At 70.6% G+C, this 18,011-nt stretch carries 14 protein-coding genes; 10 read left to right on the plus strand and 4 right to left on the minus strand.

All coding sequences use genetic code 11. The features are described 5' to 3' along the window. Window positions 1-3 precede the first annotated feature (3 nt). The gene (gene mutM / locus ACZ53N_RS06920; protein WP_469139883.1) at window positions 4-903 is read left to right on the plus strand and encodes a bifunctional DNA-formamidopyrimidine glycosylase/DNA-(apurinic or apyrimidinic site) lyase; all 900 of its coding nucleotides are present in this window, start codon (window positions 4-6) and stop codon (window positions 901-903) included. Window positions 904-931: 28 nt separating this feature from the next. On the opposite strand, the gene ACZ53N_RS06925 is transcribed toward mutM, so the two are convergent. Further along, window positions 932-1,354 carry a winged helix-turn-helix transcriptional regulator gene (locus ACZ53N_RS06925; protein ID WP_469139884.1) on the minus strand — a complete coding sequence of 141 codons (423 nt, stop codon included), beginning with the start codon at window positions 1,352-1,354 and terminating at the stop codon, window positions 932-934. A 107-nt stretch (window positions 1,355-1,461) separates the two neighbouring features. Between ACZ53N_RS06925 and ACZ53N_RS06930 the strand changes: the two genes are divergently transcribed. Next, window positions 1,462-2,046 (plus strand): flavodoxin family protein, encoded by a 585-nt coding sequence (locus ACZ53N_RS06930; protein ID WP_469139885.1) that lies wholly within the window; start codon window positions 1,462-1,464, stop codon window positions 2,044-2,046. 126 nt (window positions 2,047-2,172) lie between these two features. Here ACZ53N_RS06930 and ACZ53N_RS06935 read toward each other — a convergent pair whose 3' ends face one another. Next, window positions 2,173-3,315 (minus strand): CAP domain-containing protein, encoded by a 1,143-nt coding sequence (locus ACZ53N_RS06935; RefSeq protein WP_469139886.1) that lies wholly within the window; start codon window positions 3,313-3,315, stop codon window positions 2,173-2,175. Window positions 3,316-3,447: 132 nt separating this feature from the next. On the opposite strand from ACZ53N_RS06935, the gene ACZ53N_RS06940 reads away from it, so the two are divergent. The 4 genes from ACZ53N_RS06940 to ACZ53N_RS06955 all read left to right on the plus strand — a co-directional run bounded on the left by ACZ53N_RS06940 (window position 3,448) and on the right by ACZ53N_RS06955 (window position 9,842). Further along, window positions 3,448-3,729, plus strand: coding sequence for an acylphosphatase (locus ACZ53N_RS06940; RefSeq protein WP_469139887.1), 282 nt, complete (start codon window positions 3,448-3,450; stop codon window positions 3,727-3,729). Between the two features lie 407 nt (window positions 3,730-4,136). Continuing rightward, a complete protein-coding gene (locus ACZ53N_RS06945; RefSeq protein WP_045933597.1) occupies window positions 4,137-4,343 on the plus strand; it encodes a hypothetical protein in 207 nt (68 codons plus the stop codon). 275 nt (window positions 4,344-4,618) lie between these two features. After that, entirely contained in the window at window positions 4,619-8,215 is a 3,597-nt protein-coding gene (smc, locus tag ACZ53N_RS06950; RefSeq protein WP_469139888.1) for a chromosome segregation protein SMC, read from the plus strand. A 208-nt stretch (window positions 8,216-8,423) separates the two neighbouring features. Then, the gene (locus tag ACZ53N_RS06955) at window positions 8,424-9,842 is read left to right on the plus strand and encodes a sugar porter family MFS transporter (protein WP_469139889.1); all 1,419 of its coding nucleotides are present in this window, start codon (window positions 8,424-8,426) and stop codon (window positions 9,840-9,842) included. A gap of 563 nt (window positions 9,843-10,405) precedes the next feature. Here ACZ53N_RS06955 and ACZ53N_RS06960 read toward each other — a convergent pair. Further along, complete coding sequence (locus ACZ53N_RS06960; RefSeq protein ID WP_469139890.1) at window positions 10,406-11,869, minus strand: purine-cytosine permease family protein; 1,464 nt, start codon at window positions 11,867-11,869, stop codon at window positions 10,406-10,408. A 209-nt stretch (window positions 11,870-12,078) separates the two neighbouring features. Here ACZ53N_RS06960 and ftsY point away from each other — a divergent pair, with 209 nt between their 5' ends. After that, window positions 12,079-13,314, plus strand: a complete 1,236-nt coding sequence (ftsY, locus tag ACZ53N_RS06965; protein WP_469139891.1) for a signal recognition particle-docking protein FtsY — start codon at window positions 12,079-12,081, stop codon at window positions 13,312-13,314. A gap of 118 nt (window positions 13,315-13,432) precedes the next feature. Here ftsY and ACZ53N_RS06970 read toward each other — a convergent pair whose 3' ends face one another. Beyond that, window positions 13,433-14,101, minus strand: a complete 669-nt coding sequence (locus ACZ53N_RS06970) for a bifunctional DNA primase/polymerase (RefSeq protein ID WP_469139892.1) — start codon at window positions 14,099-14,101, stop codon at window positions 13,433-13,435. Window positions 14,102-14,508: 407 nt separating this feature from the next. On the opposite strand from ACZ53N_RS06970, the gene nsdA reads away from it, so the two are divergent. From nsdA to ACZ53N_RS06985, 3 genes are all read left to right on the plus strand, one after another. Beyond that, window positions 14,509-16,068 carry a transcriptional repressor NsdA gene (nsdA, locus tag ACZ53N_RS06975; RefSeq protein WP_469139893.1) on the plus strand — a complete coding sequence of 520 codons (1,560 nt, stop codon included), beginning with the start codon at window positions 14,509-14,511 and terminating at the stop codon, window positions 16,066-16,068. Window positions 16,069-16,381: 313 nt separating this feature from the next. Then, window positions 16,382-17,659: an ammonium transporter gene (locus tag ACZ53N_RS06980; protein ID WP_469139894.1), complete on the plus strand. Its 1,278-nt coding sequence runs from the start codon at window positions 16,382-16,384 to the stop codon at window positions 17,657-17,659. After that, window positions 17,656-17,994, plus strand: coding sequence for a P-II family nitrogen regulator (locus ACZ53N_RS06985; protein ID WP_469139895.1), 339 nt, complete (start codon window positions 17,656-17,658; stop codon window positions 17,992-17,994). Before ACZ53N_RS06980 ends, ACZ53N_RS06985 begins: the two co-directional genes overlap by 4 nt. Window positions 17,995-18,011: the final 17 nt, after the last annotated feature.

An 18,011-nucleotide genomic window follows, 5' to 3' on the forward strand; every position in this document is an offset into this window, starting at 1 on the left:
ACCGTGCCCGAGTTGCCCGAGGTCGAGGTCGTACGGCGCGGGCTGGAGCGCTGGGTCCGTGGCCGCACGGTCGCGGACGTGGCCGTGCTGCACCCCCGCGCGATCCGCCGTCACCTCGCCGGACCCGAGGACTTCGCCGCGCAACTGCGCGGGCGCCGACTCGGCGTCGCCCGGCGCCGGGGCAAATACCTCTGGCTGCCCCTCGAAGCCGAGACATCCGCCGGGACGCCTGCCCAGGTCGCTCCCGACCGGGCCGTCCTCGCCCATCTCGGCATGAGCGGCCAGCTCCTCGTCCAGCCGCACGACGCGCTCGACGAGAAACACCTGCGCATCCGCGTCCGCTTCGCCGACGCCGACGGCACCGAGCTGCGTTTCGTCGACCAGCGCACCTTCGGCGGCCTGTCGTTGCACGACACCGTCCCCGGCGACCCCGACGGGCTTCCCGACGTCATCGCGCACATCGCCCGCGATCCCCTCGACCCCGCCTTCGACGAGGACGCCTTCCACGCGGCGCTGCGCCGCCGCCGCACGACCGTCAAGCGCGCCCTGCTGGACCAGTCGCTGATCAGCGGCGTGGGCAACATCTACGCGGACGAGGCGCTGTGGCGCGCCCGGCTGCACTACGACCGCCCCACCGCCACCCTGACCCGCCCGCGCAGCGCCGAGCTGCTCACCCACATCCGCGACGTCATGCACGCGGCCCTCGCCGTCGGCGGCACCAGCTTCGACAGCCTCTACGTCAATGTGAACGGCGAATCCGGCTATTTCGACCGGTCGTTGGACGCCTACGGACGCGAGGACGAGCCCTGCCGCCGTTGTGGCACGGCCATGCGCCGACGGCCGTGGATGAACCGGTCCAGCTACTTCTGCCCGCGTTGCCAGCGCCCGCCGCGGGTGTCCTAGAGCGCGCTCCACTGGGCCCCGGCCGGTCTCAGCGGCCTTCGGCGCGCTCCGCGTCGTACCGCTTCCGTGCGGCCAGCACCTCCGGCATGCGCTCCTCCACCAGCTCGATGAGCCCCATCAGCCGCTCGGTGACCGCCTGCCCCAGCGGGGTCAGGGCGTAGTCCACCCGGGGCGGGTTGGTCGGCTGTGCCTCGCGGTGCACGAGCCCGTCGCGCTCCAGCGCGTGCAGGGTCTGCGACAGCATCTTCTCGCTGACGCCGTCGACGCGCCGCCGCAGCTCGTTGAAGCGGAACGTGCCGTCGTGCAGGGCGCCCAGGGTCAGGCTGCCCCAGCGGCCGGTGACGTGCGCGAGGGTGTCCCGGGAGGGACAGGTCCGTGCGAAGACGTCGAAGGGCAGTTGTTCGTCCGTGCCGGGGTCGGTGGCTTCGTGAACGGTGCCGTCTGTCGCCATGCGGAACACCGTACTCCCGCACAGCGCCCACCACAGGATTGCGCTTTCCGAAAATTAGTGCTTTTTTGGGCCATCGCACCGCTCGTCCCCCTTCCCAGGAGTTCGCTGTGACCACTCCCGTCGTTTCCATCGCCTACCACTCCGGCTTCGGCCACACCGCGGTCCTCGCCGAGGCCGTCCGGGCCGGCGCCGCCGACACCGGCGCGACCGTCCACCTCATCAAGGTCGACGAGATCAGCGAGGCGCAGTGGGAGCTGCTCGATGCCTCCGACGCGATCATCTTCGGCTCGCCCACCTACATGGGCACCGCTTCCGGCGCCTTCCATGTCTTCGCCGAGGCCACGTCCAAGCGCTGGGCGACCCGCGCCTGGCAGGACAAGATCGCGGCCGGCTTCAGCAACTCCGGTTCCAAGAGCGGCGACAAGCTGCACACCCTCCAGTTCTTCACGGTCCTCGCCGCCCAGCACGGCATGCACTGGGTCGGTCTGAACCTGTCGCCCGGCTGGTGCAGCTCCACGGGTTCCGAGAACGACATCAACCGCCTCGGCTTCTACCTCGGCGCCGGTGCCCAGACCGACACCGACCAGGGCCCGGAAGGCGTCCACAAGGCCGACATAGCGACCGCCGAGCACCTCGGCCGCCGCATCGCCGAGCAGGCCCGGATCTACGTCGCGGGCCGCGCGGCCGTCTGACCGGTGCCCGCGCCTGTTGAACGATGACGTCGGCCGTCGCGGACCGGGATCCCTCCCGGCCCGCGACGGCCGACGTCGTTCAACGGGCGCCGGGTGACGGCGCGTTGGGCGCGTCCCTCAATGCCCTCAGTAGCCGAAGTCCTGCGTCCACCACGGGCCCCCGGGGCCGGTGTGCATGCCGATGCCGATCGTCCGGTAGTCGCCGTTCAGGATGTTCCGCCGGTGGCCCGGGCTGCGCATCCAGGCCTCCATCACGGCCTGTGCGTCGCTGTGGCCACGGGCGATGTTCTCCCCGCCGAGGGTGGTGATGCCGCGCTTGGCGGCCCGGTCCCAGGGCGTCCGGCCGTCCGGGTCGGTGTGGGCGAAGAAGCCCCGCCTGGCCATGTCCTCGCTGAAGTCCTGCGCGAGCCGGGCCAGTCGGGCGTCGGCGCGCACCGGGCGGCGGCCCGCCCGCACCCGCTCCCGATTGACCAGCGCGAGCAGATGGGCCGCGACCGAGGCCCGGGGCACCGCGACCGCCTGGGCCGCGTCCGGCACCGGAGGGCCATCGGCCCGGGGCGGCGAGGAGGAAGGGGGCGGGGCGGACGGCGCCGCGGTGGTCCGGGCGGCTTCCGGCGGCGGCGCCGCGTCGCTGCCACGGGGATCGGCACCGAAGCCGGTCTCCCGGGGGGACGGCGCGGCGGATGCCGAGGGCTCGGCCACGGGCTCCCGCCACGGGGCCGCCGTGGGCGCATGCGACGGCTCGGCCTCCCGGTGCGGAGGGAACCACTCCCGCTCCACGGGCTCCCTGGGCTCCAGCGGCCGGGGCCGTTTGGTGAGGAGATCGCGGGGGAGGTCGTCGCCGAAGTCGGGCGGCAGATCGGGGTCGGGCGGCTCCTCCACCTCGAACCGGCCCCGGGTGCTCTCGCTGCCCGTGCCGCTGTTGAGCGTGTAGGTGTCGCTGCCGCCCGGCATCAACCCGGAGGCCACCACGACCGCGCCCATCGCCATCGCGGCTGACGCGCCCAGCAGTCCGGTCCGCACGGGCCCCTTCGCCCTGCTCCGGGCCCCCCGGCGGGGGCTCCGGTGCCGTCCCGTGCCGGCCGCGGGGACGGACGCGCCGAAGGGGCTGCGGGAGTTCGCCGGGAAGGGCTTGGCGGACTGTCGCGTCGGTGTGTTCGGGGGATCGCTGCGTTCGATCGACTCGCTCGTCAGGGACGCGCCGGCTGCCTGGGAAATCGCGGCCGTGTCGTCGGAGGTCTCGGGGGCAGAGCGTCGATGGCGACCCATCCGCTGCCTTCCTTACGTGCTCGGCGTCATCGTGCGTCACTCGTACGGCGGAGTCTTAACGAGCGGCGACTGTACGCCAAGACGTGGGGGGCCGAGGTGCTACCTACGCAATTGCCCGGTTAACGTGCAGACATGAACGAGAATGTCCGTCTTACCGCCTGGGTTCGTGGTCATGTGCAGGGTGTCGGCTTCCGATGGTTCACGCGGGAGAACGCTCTGGGTATCGGTAATCTGATCGGCTTTGCTTCGAATCTCGACGACGGGCGCGTCCAGGTGGTCGCGGAGGGTCCCCGTGATCGGTGCGAACGGCTGCTCGATTGGCTCCGCGACGGGGACACGCCCGGGCGCGTGGACGGTGTCACCGAGATCTGGGCCACACCCAAGGGTGGTTATGACGCCTTCGAGATCCGCTGACCGGACGGCCCGGAAAGCGGTTCGCGGGGTGCGGCGAAGAGATTTGGCGGGGCATGAGAGTCGTATTCATATGCCGCTGGCATATTCGCTGGGCAGAAATTGCCTGATGGTTGCCAACTCGGCCCCGTCGTGGAAGGCTGCAACTCAACGGATGATCTCCACGCCCCCTCGGGGCCCCGGGAGAGGAAAGCGCCGCGCATTCGCCGCCGCGCACCCCTGGGACGCCCGTGGATACGGGGTGTGATCGTGTTGACCGTCAAACCTTTTGGTGAGACTCTGGAAGCCCCGCGCACCTTAGCTGTTTGGCCATTGAACAACGCAGTAGCTGATGGCAGACACCGCGGGTGCGAATCCCTCACGACCCACACCGCTTCCGGTCGGTCACTCAGTGTGGAGGACCATCCATCATGGCAAAGGCGCTTCTCGGTTACGTCGGCGGCTCCGACCCCCGAGTCCTCTCCGAGATGCGACGGCTTCAGCAGCGTGTCCAGGACCTCGAATCCGAGCTCATTCGGATGCAGGCCGAGAACGACGCACTGTCTGCCGCCGCGCACCACGGCGACTCGTTGCTCGACAGCATCGACGTACCCCAGGCGGAGCCTGCGCTCGCCTGACCCGCAAGCCCTTCCTCCGGGGGCTCGGTCAGGCTGCACTGTCAGCCGCTTGTGATCTGCAAGGGACGCTTCGGCGTCCCTTCGTCGTATCCCCCCGGCTGCCGCCCGACGTGGGCACCTGGCTCCTGGACGCCTGTCTGAATTTCGTCGCACCGCCCCCTCACCGTCTGATGTGCCCTGCGCTTTCCCGGGTGAAACCGAAATGAAGACGCGGTGTCGCCCGCGCCTCGTGCCAGCACGCGACGGGAGACGGGCGGACGGTAGAGTCCCACCGCGTGCACCTCAAGAGCCTGACCCTGCGTGGGTTCAAATCCTTCGCCTCGGCCACGACGCTGCGCTTCGAACCCGGCATCACCTGCGTCGTGGGCCCCAATGGTTCGGGAAAGTCCAATGTCGTGGACGCGCTTTCCTGGGTCATGGGCGAGCAGGGTGCCAAGTCGTTGCGCGGCGGCAAGATGGAAGACGTCATCTTCGCCGGGACGACCGGCAGGCCGCCGCTGGGCCGCGCCGAGGTCTCGCTCACCATCGACAACTCCGACGGTGTGCTGCCCATCGACTACGCGGAAGTCACCATCACGCGGATCATGTTCCGCAACGGCGGCAGCGAGTACCAGCTCAACGGCGACACCTGCCGGCTTCTGGACATCCAGGAACTCCTCTCCGACTCCGGCATCGGCCGCGAGATGCACGTCATCGTCGGACAGGGCCAGCTCGACTCCGTCCTGCACGCCGATCCGACGGGGCGCCGCGCCTTCATCGAGGAGGCGGCGGGCGTCCTCAAGCACCGCAAGCGCAAGGAGAAGGCGCTGCGGAAGCTCGACGCGATGCGCGCCAACCTCGCCCGCGTCCAGGACCTGACCGACGAACTCCGCCGCCAGCTCAAACCGCTCGGCCGGCAGGCGGCCGTCGCCCGCCGCGCCGCCGTCATCCAGGCCGATCTCCGCGACGCACGGCTGCGGCTGCTCGCCGACGACCTGGTGACCCTGCGCGAGGCGCTACGCGCGGAGATCGCGGACGAAGCCGCGCTCAAGAGCCGCAGGGAGGCCGTGGAGGCCGAGCTGCGGGCGGCGACCGACCGTGAGGCGGCGCTGGAGGAGCGGGTACGGACGCTGACGCCGCGGCTGGGACAGGCGCAGCAGACCTGGTACGAGCTCTCCCGGCTCGCCGAACGCGTGCGGGGCACGGTCAGCCTCGCGGACGCGCGGGTCACCAGCGCGACCACCGCCCCCGAGGAGGAGCGGCGCGGCCGCGACCCGGAGGACCTGGAACGCGAGGCGGCCCGGGTCCGGGAGCAGGAAGCGGAGCTGGAGGCCGCGCTGGAAGCGGCGAGCCGGGCACTCGAGGACACGGCCGCGCACCGCGCCGAGCTGGAGCGACGGCTGGCCGAAGAGGAACGGCGACTGAAGGACGCCGCCCGCGCCCTCGCCGACCGCCGCGAACAGCTCGCCCGGCTGCACGGCCGGGCCACCGCCGCCCGCGGCCGGGTCGCCTCCGCCCAGGCGGAGATCGACCGGCTCGCCGCCGCGCGTGACGAGGCCCGGGAACGGGCCGCCGAGGCCGAGGCCGAGTACGCGGCACGGCAGAGCGAGGTGGACGGCCGGGGCGCGGACGACGCCGAGCTGGCCGGGCGCCACGAGAGCGCGAAGCGCGAGCTCGCCGCGGCGGAAGCCGGGCTGAACGCGGCCCGCGAGGCGGCGACGGACGCCGAACGGCACCGCGCGGCCCTCGCCGCCCGCCGGGACGCGCTCGCCCTGGGGCTGCGCCGCAAGGACGGAACGAGCACGCTGCTGTCGGCGAAGGATCGTTTGTCCGGCCTGCTGGGACCGGCCGCGGAACTCCTCACCGTCACCCCCGGTCACGAGCTCCCCGTCGCCGCCGCCCTCGGCGCCGCCGCCGACGCCATCGCCGTCACGGACACCGCCACGGCGGCCGAAGCCCTGCGCCTGCTCCGCAAGGAGGACGCTGGGCGCGCGGCACTGCTGGTGTCGGCACCGGCGCCCGACGGACCGGACGACGCCGCACCAGGCCCCGACGGCCGCGGCCGGCTGCCGGGCACCCCGCGCCCGGCGGCGGAACTCGTGGCCGGCCCGGCGGGGTTGCTGCCCGCCGTACGCCGGCTGCTGCGCGACGTCATGGTCGTCGCGACCCTGGAGGACGCCGAAGGACTGGTGGCGGCACGTCCTGAACTGATCGCCGTCACCGCCGAAGGCGACGTGCTCGGCGCGCACTTCGCGCACGGCGGATCCGGTGGGGCGCCGAGCCTGCTGGAGGTCCAGGCGGCCGTCGACGAGGCGAGCGCCGAGCTCACCGAACTGGACGCGCGGTGCGGGGAACTGGCCGCCGCGATGCGGGCCGCCGCCCAGCAGCGCGCCGAAACCGCCGAGCGGGTCGAGGAACTGGCGCTCCGGCGCAGCGCCGCGGACCGGGAGAAGTCGCAGGTCGCGCAGGACCTGGGACGGCTCGCGGGCCAGGCGCGGGCGGCGGCCGGCGAGGCCGGGCGCACGGCCGCCGCGGCCGAGCGCGCCGCCGAGGCGCTCGAACGGGCCACCGAGGAGGCCGAGGAGCTGGCCGAGCGGCTGGCGGTCGCCGAGGAACTGGCTGCCGACGGCGACGAGACGGCGGACGAGCCGGACTCGTCCGTCCGCGACCGGCTGGCCGCCGACGGTGCCAACGCGCGGCAGACCGAGATGGAGGCACGGCTCCAGGTCCGCACGCACGAGGAGCGGGTCAAGGGCCTCGCCGGCCGGGCGGACGCCCTCGACCGCGCGGCCCGTGCCGAGCGGGAGGCCCGAGCCCGGGCCGAGCAGCGGCGGGCACGACTGCGCCACGAGGCGCGGGTCGCCACCGCCGTGGCCGCGGGCGCCCGGCAGCTGCTGGCCCACGTCGAGGTCTCGCTCGTACGGGCAGACGAGGAGCGGCGGGCCGCCGAGACGGCCAAGGCCGAGCAGGAACGGGAGCTGGTCGCCGAACGGAACCGGGCGCGGGAACTCAAGGCGGAGCTCGACAAACTGACGGACTCGGTCCACCGCGGCGAGGTGCTGGGCGCGGAGAAGCGGCTGCGCATCGAGCAACTGGAGGCCAAGGCCCTGGAGGAACTCGGCGTCGAACCGGCCGGGCTCATCGCCGAGTACGGCCCGGACCAGCCTGTACCGCCCTCGCCCGCCGCCGAGGGCGAGGAGCTGCCCGAGGATCCCGGCCACCCGCGGAACCAGCCCGTGCCGTACGCACGGGCCGAGCAGGAGAAGCGGCTGCGCGCGGCCGAGCGGGCGTACCAGCAGCTCGGCAAGGTGAATCCGCTCGCGCTGGAGGAATTCGCGGCGCTCGAGGAGCGGCACCAGTTCCTCTCGGAGCAGCTTGAAGACCTGAAGAAGACGCGCTCCGATCTGCTCCAGGTCGTGAAGGACGTCGACCGGCGGGTCGAGGAGGTCTTCACGGCGGCCTACCACGACACGGCCCGGGAGTTCGAGGGCGTCTTCGCGCGTTTGTTCCCCGGCGGCGAGGGCAGGCTGGTGCTCACCGATCCGGACGACATGCTGTCCACCGGTGTCGACGTGGAAGCCCGGCCGCCGGGCAAGAAGGTCAAGCGGCTGTCCCTGCTGTCGGGCGGAGAACGGTCGTTGACCGCCGTGGCGCTGCTGGTGGCGATCTTCAAGGCGCGGCCGAGCCCGTTCTATGTGATGGACGAGGTCGAGGCGGCGCTGGACGACACCAACCTCCAGCGGCTGATCGGGATCATGGAAGAGCTCCAGGAGAGCTCCCAGCTGATCGTCATCACGCACCAGAAGCGGACGATGGAGGTGGCCGACGCGTTGTACGGCGTTTCCATGCAGGGCGACGGGGTCTCGAAGGTCATCAGCCAGCGACTTCGATGATCAAAAAGGCCTAGTTCAAGTGTTGAACTCAAGCGCGGGGAAACTCACAGGAAACTTCTTGGTTACGACCTATTGACTTCGAAAGTTGAAGGCATAGGGTCTGCAACGTTGCTTTTACCTTTCAGTGGTGGGTGCCGATGCCCCATGTACCACTGGAAGGGCCAGCCCCCCCACGCCCGGCAACGCGGCCGGGTCTCAGGAGTACACGTTGACCAGCACTGCGACGGCGCAGGGGTCCGAGGGCCGCAAGGCCCAGCCGGACCACCTCGGCCACGTCATTTTCATCACCGCGGCCGCGGCCATGGGTGGCTTCCTCTTCGGCTACGACAGCTCCGTGATCAACGGCGCGGTCGAGGGCATCCGCGGTAAGTACGACATCGGTTCCGCCGCCCTCGCCCAGGTCATCGCCATCGCCCTGATCGGCTGCGCGATCGGTGCCGCCACCGCGGGCCGGATCGCGGACCGCATCGGGCGGATCCGCGTGATGCAGATCTCCGCGACCCTCTTCACGATCAGTGCGGTGGGCTCGGCGCTGCCCTTCGCGCTGTGGGACCTCGCCTTCTGGCGGGTGCTCGGCGGCATCGCGATCGGCATGGCCTCGGTCATCGGTCCGGCCTACATCGCCGAGGTCTCGCCGCCCGCCTACCGCGGCCGCCTCGGCTCCTTCCAGCAGGCCGCGATCGTGGTCGGCATCGCCGTCTCGCAGCTGGTCAACTGGGGCATCCTCAACCTCGCCGACGGTGACCAGCGCGGCAAGCTCATGGGCATAGAGGCCTGGCAGCTGATGCTCGGCGTGATGGTCGTCCCGGCCGTGCTCTACGGTCTGCTCTCCTTCGCGATTCCCGAGTCGCCCCGGTTCCTGATCTCGGTCAACAAGATCGACAAGGCGAAGGCCGTCCTGGCCGACGTCGAGGGCAGCCACATCGACCTCGACGCGCGCGTCAACGAGATCGAGCTGGCGATGCGCAGCGAGCACAAGTCGTCCTTCAAGGACCTGCTCGGCTCCAAGATGGGCTTCATGCCGATCGTCTGGGTCGGCATCGGCCTCTCGGTCTTCCAGCAGCTCGTCGGCATCAACGTCGCCTTCTACTACTCGGCGACCCTGTGGCAGTCCGTGGGCATCGACCCGAGCGACTCGTTCCTCTACTCCTTCACCACGTCGATCATCAACATCGTCGGCACCGTGATCGCGATGATCTTCGTCGACAGGATCGGCCGTCGCCCGCTCGCCCTCATCGGCTCGGCCGGTATGGCCGTCTCCCTCGCCCTCGAGGCCTGGGCCTTCTCCGCCCAGGCGGCGGACGGCTCGCTGCCGACCACGCAGGGCACGGTGGCCCTGATCGCGGCCCACGCGTTCGTGCTCTTCTTCGCCCTCTCCTGGGGTGTCGTGGTCTGGGTCTTCCTGGGCGAGATGTTCCCGAACAAGATCCGCGCCGCGGCGCTCGGCGTCGCCGCCGCCGCGCAGTGGATCGCGAACTGGGCCATCACGGCGAGCTTCCCGAGCCTGTCGGACTGGAACCTCTCGGGTACGTACATCATCTACGCGTTCTTCGCGTTGCTCTCGATCCCCTTCGTGATGAAGTTCGTGAAGGAGACCAAGGGCAAGGCGCTGGAGGAGATGGGCTAACCCCCCCGCTGCCCGTCTCCTCGAAGGACGCCGCCCCGGCTCATGATGAGCCGGGGCGGCGTCTTTGTGTCGTACCTGTGGTGGCTGGGCCGACGCCGGGCCGCTCCGGGGGCTGCTACGCCCCCGACCCCCCTGCGCGTCCCGCCCCCGGCGTTGTCGGCCGCCCGTGTATGGGAGCAACGGAACCGGATACGTCCGGCTCCCGCGACGGGAGGGGCCGGGACGCGGAGGGGTGGGTTCGGGGCGTAAAGCGAAGCAGCCCCGGACCAACCTCGGAGCGGTGTGGCACCGGGGTCGGCCCCGACGGATTTCGTCACGCGATCCGGGCGGTGCGGCACCGGGGTCGGCCCCGACGGGTTTCGCGACGCGATACGGACGGCGTGGCACCGGGCCCGGTCCCGACGGGTTTTGCCACGCGAGACGGGCGGTGCGGCACCGTGGGCGGCCCCCACGGGTTTCGCCCAGGACGCCGTAGGCAGACCGCACGCCGCAGGCGAAACGCGGACGCCCCCTCCGCCGCACACGCGGCGAAGGGGGCGTCCGAACAGTCCAGCGACCAGCGACTACGCGACAGCGGACTCCCGCTCCGAAGTGGCCGAGTCGGCGGCCGAGGCCGTTTCCCGGGGGGCCGGCAGCACTGCCATCAGCAGGGCGGAGATGGCGATCGTCGCCGCCCAGCTCAGCCCGTACTTTCCGACGAACGTCGAGGCGAGCGGCCCCGTGAACCAGTCGCACTTCGTGAAGCAGATGCCCGCGATCAGGGCGATCGTCCAGGCCGTCATGGCCTGCCAGCAGAAGCCGCCCACGTACCAGTAGCGGCTGGTGCGGCCGGTGTCCATGAGGCCCTCGGGGTCGTAGCGCACGGCGCGGGCCCGGCGGCGGGCCATGTCGACGACGTAGACGCCGATCCAGGCGGAGAAGGAGACCGCGAGCAGGATCAGGAAGGTGATGAAGGAGCTGAGGAAGCTCTTCGCGACCAGCATCAGCAGCAGACCGCCGACCAGGGAGATCACGGCGTTGATGCTGACGGCCATCGCGCGGGGCAGCTTCACGCCCATGGTCTGCGCGGTGAAGCCGGCCGAGTACATCGACAGGCTGTTGATCAGCAGCATGCCCACGATCGCCGTGACGAGGTAGGGCACGGCCAACCAGGTCGGCAGGATGTCGCCCAGGAAGGAGACCGGGTCCGGAGCCTCGGCGAGACCCGGGGTGGCCACGGCCATGACCGCGCCCATTAGCACCATCGGGACCATGACCAGACCCGCGCCCGAGATCGTCGCGCCGACGATCTTCTTGCCGGAGGCGGCGTGCGGGAGGTAGCGGGTGAAGTCGGGGCCGGTGGGCACCCAGCTGATGCCGCCGGCGGCGATCGTGCCGATGCCGGTGATCATCATGGCGGTGGTGCCGGCGGGCTTGGAGAAGACCTCGTCCCAGTCCATGGTGGCGATCAGGTAGCCGAGGACCAGCACGCTGAAGATGCCGAAGAGGTACGTCGACCACTTGTTGCACACGTTCAGAGCCTTGCGGCCCATTCCGCTGACCAGGAACGTGCAGGCGACGAAGAGGAACAGCGTGATCACGATGAGCACGTTGTTGCTCTTGATGCCGAAGAGCAGGTCGAGGACGGTCAGCACCGCATACGCGCCGGTGACCGCGTTGATCGTCTCCCAGCCGAAGCGGGCGACCCACAGGATCGCGTTCGGGAAGAGGTTGCCGCGCACACCGAAGGTCGCGCGGGAGAGCATCGCGCCCGGGGCGCCGCCCCACTTGCCCGACACCGACAGCACGCCGACCATGCCGAACGACGCGAGCGCGGCGCAGGCGGCGACGATCAGTACCTGCCAGAAGTTCAGCGCGTTGAAGACGACCAGGGCCGCGCCCATGGTGAGCAGCAACACGCTGATGTTGGCCGCGACCCACGTCGGGAAGAGTTCCCGGACTCTGCCGTGACGCTCCTGATCCGGTACGGGCTCGATGCCGCGGGTTTCTATCGCGCCTTCTGAATCGGCGAGGACGACGTTGTCCATGAGGTGGGGCTCCGTGCGGGTGAAGCGAGGCGGGAGGCCTGGGCAGAGGGGGACGTGGGGACTCTACGCGCGTCGCATCGTCGCACGCCACCGTAGTTTGCTCCAACTTTGGCGGGTTGGTCGCTTTGGTCCTCACAACCAAGATCGAACACGCGCACCACCGTTGGTGGAGTAGCCCCGGCGGCTCGGTGTCCGATACTGGGTCCGTTATGGAAATCGTCATCCTTGCTGTAGTCATCGCTGTGGTCGCGCTCGGCGCGATCAGCGGGCTCGTGGTCAGCAGCCGCAAGAAGAAGCAGCTGCCCCCGGCCCCGCCGAGCAGCCCGTCCGTCACCGCGCCGCCCGCCGAGCCACACGTCGGCGAGGAGGCCGAGACCCCGCGCGCGGAGCCGCGCCGGACCATTGAAGAGGTGGACCTGCCGCCGGCCGAGGCGCCGGCGGCGGAGGCACCCGTCGCCCCGCCGGAGGCCCCCGAGGCACCGGCCGCCCCCGAGATCGAGGTCCCCGAGCCCACCGCGGGCCGGCTCGTGCGGCTTCGCGCCCGGCTCTCCCGCTCCCAGAACTCCCTGGGCAAGGGACTGCTCACCCTGCTCTCCCGAGAGCACCTCGACGAGGACACCTGGGAGGAGATCGAGGACACCCTGCTCACCGCCGACGTCGGCGTCGCGCCGACGCAGGAGCTCGTGGAGCGGCTGCGCGAGCGGGTCCGGGTGCTCGGCACCCGCACCCCTGAGGACCTGCGCAATCTGCTGCGCGAGGAACTGCTCGCCCTCATCGGCACGGACTTCGACCGCAGTGTCCACACCGAGCCCGGTGTGGGGACGAACGGCGAGGAGAAGCCCGGCGTCGTCATGGTCGTCGGCGTGAACGGCACCGGCAAGACCACCACCACCGGCAAGCTCGCGCGCGTGCTCGTCGCCGACGGCAAGTCCGTCGTCCTCGGCGCGGCGGACACCTTCCGTGCCGCGGCCGCCGATCAGCTGCAGACCTGGGGCGAGCGCGTCGGCGCCCGTACGGTCCGCGGGCCCGAGGGCGGCGACCCGGCGTCGATCGCCTTCGACGCGGTCAAGGAGGGCATCGCCGAGAGCGCGGACGTCGTCCTCATCGACACGGCCGGCCGACTGCACACCAAGACCGGGCTCATGGACGAGCTGGGCAAGGTCAAGCGGGTCGTGGAGAAGCACGGCTCGGTGGACGAGGTGCTGCTGGTGCTGGACGCGACCACCGGACAGAACGGCCTGGTCCAGGCGCGGGTGTTCGCCGAGGTCGTGAACATCACGGGCATCGTCCTGACCAAGCTGGACGGCACCGCCAAGGGCGGCATCGTCATCGCGGTCCAGCGTGAGCTGGGCGTGCCGGTGAAGCTGGTGGGCCTCGGAGAGGGCGCGGACGACCTCGCGCCGTTCGAGCCGGAGGCGTTCGTCGACGCCCTCATCGGTGACTGAGGTACGGGGTTCCGCCGATATCGGCGGAACCCCGTAAGAAAAGGCCCCGCCATGGACACCTGTCCGTGGCGGGGCCTCTTTCTTGTGGGGGGTGAACTCGAGGGGGAACTCCGCGCACTCAGCTCGCGGCCGAGCGGTGGCAGACGTAGGCGAGGGTGCCCAGCAGTAGCCGGGCCTGCGGGGGGCGGGCCGCGCTGTCCAGGGCCGGCGGGCGCAGCCAGCGCATCGGGCCGAGGCCCGCGAAGTCGGAGGGCGGGGCGGTGATGTGGTCACCGGCCCCCAGGCAGCGCAGATCGAGCCGGGCGTCGTCCCAGCCCATGCGGTAGAGCAGCTGGGGGAGTTCGGCGGCGGCGCCCGGGGCGACGAAGAACAGCGCCCGGCCGTGCGGGGTGAGGGCCACCGGGCCGAGCGGCAGCCCCATCCGCTCCAGTCGCACCAGCGCGTGCCGGCCCGCCGCCTCCGCGACCTCCAGGACGTCGAACGCGCGGCCCACGGGCAGCAGTACAGCCGCGCCCGGTACCTCGGCCCAGGCGGCCGTGGCCTCGTCCAATGTGGCACCGGCCGGGACGGGTGGGGCGAAGGAGAGTGGATGGGCGCCCGGTGCGGGGCAGTCGGCGGCGCCGCACGAACACGTCACGCTTCCGCCGCGGGCCGCCCGGGCGCCGGGTACCACGTCCCACCCCCAGAGGCCGGTGTACTCCGCTACCGTCGTCGCGCACTCCGACGCGCGCCACCGGCGCCGAGAGCTCGAGCGCAGATCCCGGATGCCGCCGATTGTGAAGCCCATACCCCCTCCAACGGGTCGTGCTCGCAGATGGTTACGACTCGGAGTGTCCCGAACACGTACGGTCGCCGACGCCTGCTCTGCGGCGGCGCGACGGTGCGCGACGGGTGGTGCGGCGCGGTCTGCACGCCCTGGTGTGCATCAACCCGCCCCCTCCTGATCGTTCCCCTGTCAAGTCAATCGCGTTGTGACGTGGAGGAGTTCATTCGTTGGGGTGGCGAATGGTGGCGATTGCTGGACTCTTCTCGCCGAAGCCGTGATCGTAGGATTACTTTCGGTACGCGAACCCGGAGACGCACCCGCCGGTGGGTATGCCGGGGGCATTGCTCCGTCCCGGTGCTCCTTGCCTCGCGACCGTTTATTACCGGCCGAGATGGTGCATCACCGGACAAGCAGTCGCAACAGGCGGCATGCTGTGGGCGGTTCGAGCGCAGAGCAGAGTTCCGGATGGGGGCGTTCCAGTGGGCGGCAACGGCAACGGCAGCGGCATCGGTGGGGCCGACCAGCCCGACAAGGGCGACAAGCGCCCCAATGAGCAGTTGGGCTCATGGTTCCTGCGCAGTGGTCTGTCGAAGGGCGAGTTGGCTCGTCAAGTCAACCGCAGAGCGCGTCAGTTGGGCGCCCATCACATCAGCACGGACACCTCGCGGGTGCGGCGCTGGCTCGACGGCGAGCAGCCGCGCGAGCCGATCCCGAAGATCCTCTCCGAGTTGTTCTCCGAGCGCTTCGGGTGTGTGGTGGGCGTCGAGGACATCGGTCTGCGTGCCGCCCACCAGTCACCGTCCGTCTCCGGGGTGGATCTGCCCTGGGCGGGGTCCCAGACCGTCGAGCTGATCAGTGAGTTCTCGCGCAGCGACCTGATGCTGGCGCGGCGCGGTTTCCTCGGCACCTCGCTCGCCCTGGCGGCGGGGCCCGCGCTGATCGAGCCCATGCAGCGCTGGCTGGTGCCGATCCCGGCGGGTCGTGAGCCCGAGCGGCCGGCCGTGCCCGAGGGCGGGCGCCGCGGCGCCAAGCTCTCCAAGCCGGAGCTGGACCTGCTGGAGTCGACGACCATGATGTTCCGGCAGTGGGACGCCCAGTGCGGTGGCGGGCTCCGCCGCAAGGCCGTGGTCGGGCAGCTCCACGAGGTCACCGACCTGCTCCAGGAGCCCCAGTCCGACGCCACGTCCAAGCGGCTGTTCAAGGTCGCGGCCGAGCTGGCCGAGCTGGCGGGCTGGATGAGCTACGACATCGGTCTGCATCCCACCGCGCAGAAGTATTTCGTGTTGGCCCTGCACGCCGCCAAGGAGGCGGGCGACCGCCCCCTCGGTTCGTACATCCTTTCCAGCATGAGCCGCCAGATGATCCACCTCGGCCGGGCGGACGACGCGCTGGAGTTGATCCACCTCGGGCAGTACGGCTCCCGCGAGACGGCCACCGCACGGACTCAGGCGATGTTGTATGCGATGGAGGCCCGCGCCTACGCCAATATGAGCCAGCCCGCCAAGTGCAAGCGCGCGGTGAACATGGCGGAGGACTGCTTCGGTGACTGTGAGCCGGGCGACGGGGACCCCGATTGGATCCGTTTCTTCTCCGAGGCCGAGCTCAATGCGGAGAACGCCCATTCCTATCGGGATCTCGCATATGTGGCCGGTCGCAGCCCCACCTACGCCTCGCTCGCGCGGCCCAAGATGGAGACGGCCGTCGAGCTGTTCGAGCAGGATCTGGAGCATCAGCGGTCGTATGCGCTCAACCTCATCGGCATGGCCACCGTGCACCTGATGGAGCGCGAGCCCGAGCAGTCCACGGTGCTCGCCGGAAAGGCCCTCAAGATCGCCAAGCAGGTGCGTTCGGAGCGGGTCAACAACCGGCTGCGCAAGACCGTCGACACCGCCGTGCGCGACTTCGGCGATGTGGCCGAGGTCGTCGACCTGACCGAGCAACTCGCCGTTCACCTGCCGGAATCCGTGGAGACCGCCCACGCGGTCTGACCCCTTCCGGCCCCCAGACCCGGCCGCGACGACCATCCCGTACAGCCCGACTCGGCTCCCCCCACGCCAGGTCACTTCGGTTGGTCGTCGCGGTCGGCCTCCTTTCACCGCCCGACCGCGGCCGTCCGCGCGGTCCGGCGAGCCGTGCGGCGCGGTTCATCGGGGCGTAACACGTCGGCCGCCTTCGTCACTGTCGCGAAACAATCGATGGCATCGGCTGAAATCGCGCTGCGTCAGCCTCGAGGCCATACCGGCCCATCGCATTTCCCGCCCGCACGGGTGTACGGGTCGCCGCTTCGAGGAGACGACGACATTGAATGGCGCAGATACCGCATTCGTATTGATCAGTGCCGCGCTCGTGATGCTGATGACACCGGGCCTTGCCTTCTTCTACGGCGGCATGGTGCGGGTGAAGAGCACGCTCAACATGCTGATGATGTCCTTCATCTCGCTCGGTATCGTCTCGGTGCTCTGGGTGCTGTACGGCTACTCGCTCGCCTTCGGTGACGACCTCGGCGGTGGGCTGCTGGGCAACTTCGACCACATCGGCCTCAAAGGCATCAGCCCCGAGACCCTGACGGGCGGCAAGGAAGGCATCCCCGTCCTCGCCTTCGCCCTCTTCCAGCTGATGTTCGCGGCCCTCACCCCCGCGCTGATGAGCGGGGCCCTCGCGGACCGGGTGAAGTTCAGCGCCTGGGCGCTGTTCATCACCCTCTGGGTGACGGTCGTCTACTTCCCGGTCGCGCACTGGGTCTGGCAGGCCGACGGCTGGCTCTTCAAGCTCAAGGTGATCGACTTCGCGGGCGGCACGGCCGTCCACATCAACGCCGGTATCGGCGCGCTCGCCGCCGTCCTCGTCGTCGGCAAGCGCATCGGCTTCAAGAAGGACCCGATGCGACCGCACAGCCTGCCGCTGGTGATGCTCGGCGCGGCGCTCCTGTGGTTCGGCTGGTTCGGCTTCAACGCGGGCTCGGCGCTCGCCGCCAACGGCGTCGCCGCCAACATGGCGATGAACACCCAGGTGGCCACCGGTGCCGCGATGCTCGGCTGGCTCGTCTACGAACGCATCCGGCACGGCGCCTTCACCACCCTCGGCGCGGCCTCCGGCGCCGTCGCGGGCCTGGTCGCGATCACCCCGGCCGGCGCCGCCGTGAACGCCTTCGGCGCGATCCTCATCGGACTCGTCGCCGGTGCCGTCTGCTCCTGGGCCGTCAGCCTCAAGTTCAAGCTGGGCTTCGACGACTCCCTCGACGTGGTCGGCGTGCACCTCGTCGGCGGTGTGATCGGCACCCTCCTCGTCGGCGTCCTCGCCACCGGCGGTGTCGGCGGCGCGACCCAGCTCGGCCGGCAGGCCGCCGGGGCGTTCGCCGTGATGGGCTACTCCTTCGTCGTCTCCTGGCTCCTGGCCAAGGGCGTCGACAAGGCGATCGGCTTCCGCGCCACCGAGGACGACGAGGTCAGCGGTGTTGACCAGGCCTACCACGCGGAGAGCGCCTACGACTTCAGCGCGGTCGCGGGCGTCTCCTCCGCACGGGCCGCCGCGCCGGCCGCCGTATCCGACAAGGCGCAGAACAAGAAGGTGGACGCATGAAGCTCATCACCGCGGTCGTCAAGCCGCACCGGATCGACGAGATCAAGGACGCGCTGCGGACCTTCGGCGTCCAGGGCCTGACCGTCACCGAGGCCAGCGGCTACGGCAGGCAGCGCGGCCACACCGAGGTCTACCGCGGCGCCGAGTACGAGATCGACCTCGTCCCGAAGATCCGCATAGAGGTGCTGGTGGAGGACGCCGACGCCGAGGACGTCGTCGACGTCATCGTGAAGACGGCCCGCACGGGGAAGATCGGCGACGGCAAGGTCTGGGTCGTCCCGGTCGAGTCGGTGGTGCGCGTCCGGACCGGAGACCGCGGCCCGGACGCGCTCTGAGCCCGGAGCGAGCCCGC

This window comes from Streptomyces sp. NPDC033229 (genome assembly GCF_055576875.1).